The organism is Candidatus Protofrankia californiensis (genome assembly GCF_900634765.1).
Lineage (GTDB): Bacteria > Actinomycetota > Actinomycetes > Frankiales > Frankiaceae > Protofrankia > Protofrankia californiensis.
Window position 1 is genome coordinate 1 of sequence record NZ_CAAAFT010000019.1, and the last position, 2,630, is coordinate 2,630.

The 2,630-nt window shown below is 67.2% G+C and carries 3 pseudogenes; all 3 read left to right on the forward strand.

The features are described from left to right. Window positions 1-456, forward strand: a pseudogene (locus DD1DGNOD_RS00750) (RNA polymerase subunit sigma-24); the annotation flags it as partial. A gap of 54 nt (window positions 457-510) precedes the next feature. Continuing rightward, window positions 511-1,161 (forward strand): annotated as a pseudogene (locus tag DD1DGNOD_RS00755) (transposase); the annotation flags it as partial. A 555-nt stretch (window positions 1,162-1,716) separates the two neighbouring features. Further along, window positions 1,717-2,598 (forward strand): annotated as a pseudogene (ltrA, locus tag DD1DGNOD_RS00760) (group II intron reverse transcriptase/maturase); the annotation flags it as partial. Between the last annotated feature and the right edge of the window lie 32 nt (window positions 2,599-2,630).

A 2,630-nucleotide genomic window follows, 5' to 3' on the forward strand; every position in this document is an offset into this window, starting at 1 on the left:
CAGGACCGCGGCCGGTGGGACAGCAAGTTGATCGCTGAGGGCGTCGCGATCCTGCAGGCGGCCCTCGCCCGCGACCGGCTGGGCGAGTTCCAGGCCCAGGCCGCCATCGCGGCACTCCACGCTGACGCGCCCACCGCTAAGGAGACCGACTGGGTGCAGATCGTCGAGTGGTACGACGAGCTCGCGCGCCTGACCGACAGCCCGGTCGTCCGGCTCAACCGCGCGGTGGCCGTCGGCGAGGCCGACGGACCGCGCGCCGGGCTGGCGGCGCTCGCGGCGCTGGACAACTCACTGCCCCGCCACACCGCGGTGGCGGCGTACCTCCACGAGCGCGACGGCGACCTGGCGACGGCGGCACGGCTGTACGCCGAGGCGGCCCGAAAGGCGCCCAACCTCGCCGAGCGCGACCACCTGACGCGCCAGGCCGCCCGGCTCAACGCCCGCCGGTGTCGCTGACGGGTCGGGGACTGTCCAGCTAACGGTGTAACCCTCTGAGAGTGAGGATGCGCCATGAGTGACACGATGGTGGGGGTTCCGCCGGTGGCGGAGTCCCCGGTCCTGGGCCGTGCCGAGGACGGCCGGGACGAGTTGGACGCCGGCGACGCGCAGCTGGTGCGGTTGCTCGCCGAGAGGGCCCAGTCCGGTGGGATCAGCCTCGCCGGGGAGGGTGGCCTGCTCGCGCAGTTGACGAAGGTGGTCCTCGAGGCCGGCCTGGAAGCCGAGATGACCGGCCATCTCGGCTATGACAAGCACGATCCGGTCGGCCGCGACGGGGGGAACTCCCGTAACGGGACCCGGACGAAGACGGTGCTGACGGAGGTCGGGCCGGTCGAGATCGACGTGCCGCGGGACCGGGCGTCCTCGTTCACGCCGGTCACGGTCCCCAAACGGGTCCGGCGCCTGCGCGGGGTGGACGAGATGGTGATCTCGCTGGTGGCCCGCGGGATGACGACCGGCGACGTCCAGGCCCACCTGTCCGAGGTCTACGACACCCGGGTGTCACGCCAGCAGATCTCCGACATCACCGACACGGTGATGGCGCGGATGGCCGAGTGGTCCAACCGGCCGCTGGACCCGGTCTACCCGGTGGTGTTCATCGACGCGATCCACGTGAAGATCCGCGACGGTCGTGTGCCACGAACGCGACTGGAGGTGGCGGTGTAGAAGGTCGCTGCTGACGGTTGCGGTGCTGCACGGGAGATGGAGGTTGGCCCTCCGGGATCGCTCTGCATGGGGGAGGTCTCAAACCGCCGTAGGCTGCGTCGGTGAATGAGCCGGGGTGGTGAGCGCTGCGGAAAAGGCGCACGGGATGCGTCAGGTGGGAGCCGGGAAGGCGAACGCAAGTGAACCGCTGATGAAGCGTCGTAAGGATCTTGGGTGACATCGAAACCGGGGTCGGTCCGTTGCCCCGGGATGAGCCAGGGGGATACCTGCTTACCGCCCTGGTGGTGTCCGGCGTATAGGCGGCGCGAGCCCGGTTCAGGCTCCGGTGTGGAACGTGGGAACCCCTCGCCGCGGCAAGGCTGGTCGGCGGGTTGACGTCGGCCGGTGAGAGGGAGAGTCGGCGCCTGCGTGGGTGTGGATGGAGTACCGATGCGCGGCAGGGGGGCGGAGCGCTCCGTAGTAGCGAGGAAGCTCGTGTAATGCGGGTGGAGCGAAGGGGGCGCGTTGTCCTGGTTCGTTGGCTGGTCAACCGGTGTTTCCGGGAGGAGCCGGATGAGCGAATCGAAATCGAAATCGCGGGTCAAACCGTTCGATATTTCCAAGTGGCTGGTATGGGAGGCGTATCGCAGGGTCAAGGCGAACAGAGGGGCGCCGGGTGTCGACGGGGTGACGATCGAACGATACGAACAGGATCTGCAAAACAATCTGTTCAAGTTGTGGAATCGACTGTCGTCGGGATCTTACTTCCCTCCTCCGGTGAAAGCCGTGGAGATTCCGAAGCCGGGCGGACGTGGTGTCCGCGTGCTCGGGGTGCCCACGGTGGCCGACCGGATCGCCCAGACGGCGGCGGCCATGGTGCTGGAGGCGAAGGTCGAGCGGATCTTCCATCCGGACTCTTACGGCTACCGGTCTGGTCGGTCCGCGTTGGATGCGGTCGCGGCGTGCAGGAAGCGCTGTTGGCGATACGACTGGGTGATCGATGTGGACATTCGGGCGTTCTTCGACAGCGTGGACTGGGCGTTGATGCTCAAAGCGGTCGAACAGCATATTGGAGAGGGGCAGAAGTGGATCCTGCTCTATGTGCGGCGGTGGCTCGCCGCGCCGGTGCAACGCCCTGATGGCGTCGTGGCGAACCGGGAACGCGGAACGCCACAGGGGTCCGCGATTTCACCCGTCCTCGCTAACCTGTTCATGCACTACGCGTTCGACAGGTGGCTCGTTCGGGAGTTCCCGGCAGTCGAGTTCGAGCGTTACTGTGACGATGCGGTGATCCACTGTCGGAGCTGGAGGCAGGCCGAGAATGTATTGACTGCCTTGGCTGCGCGGTTGGAGGCGGTCGGTCTGGAGTTACATCCGGACAAGACCCGTCTGGTGTATTGCAAGGACGCTAACCGGCGGGGTGCTTTCGAGCACACGTCGTTCACGTTCCTGGGATGTGCGTCCTGAAGACCGGAGGTGACGTGGGG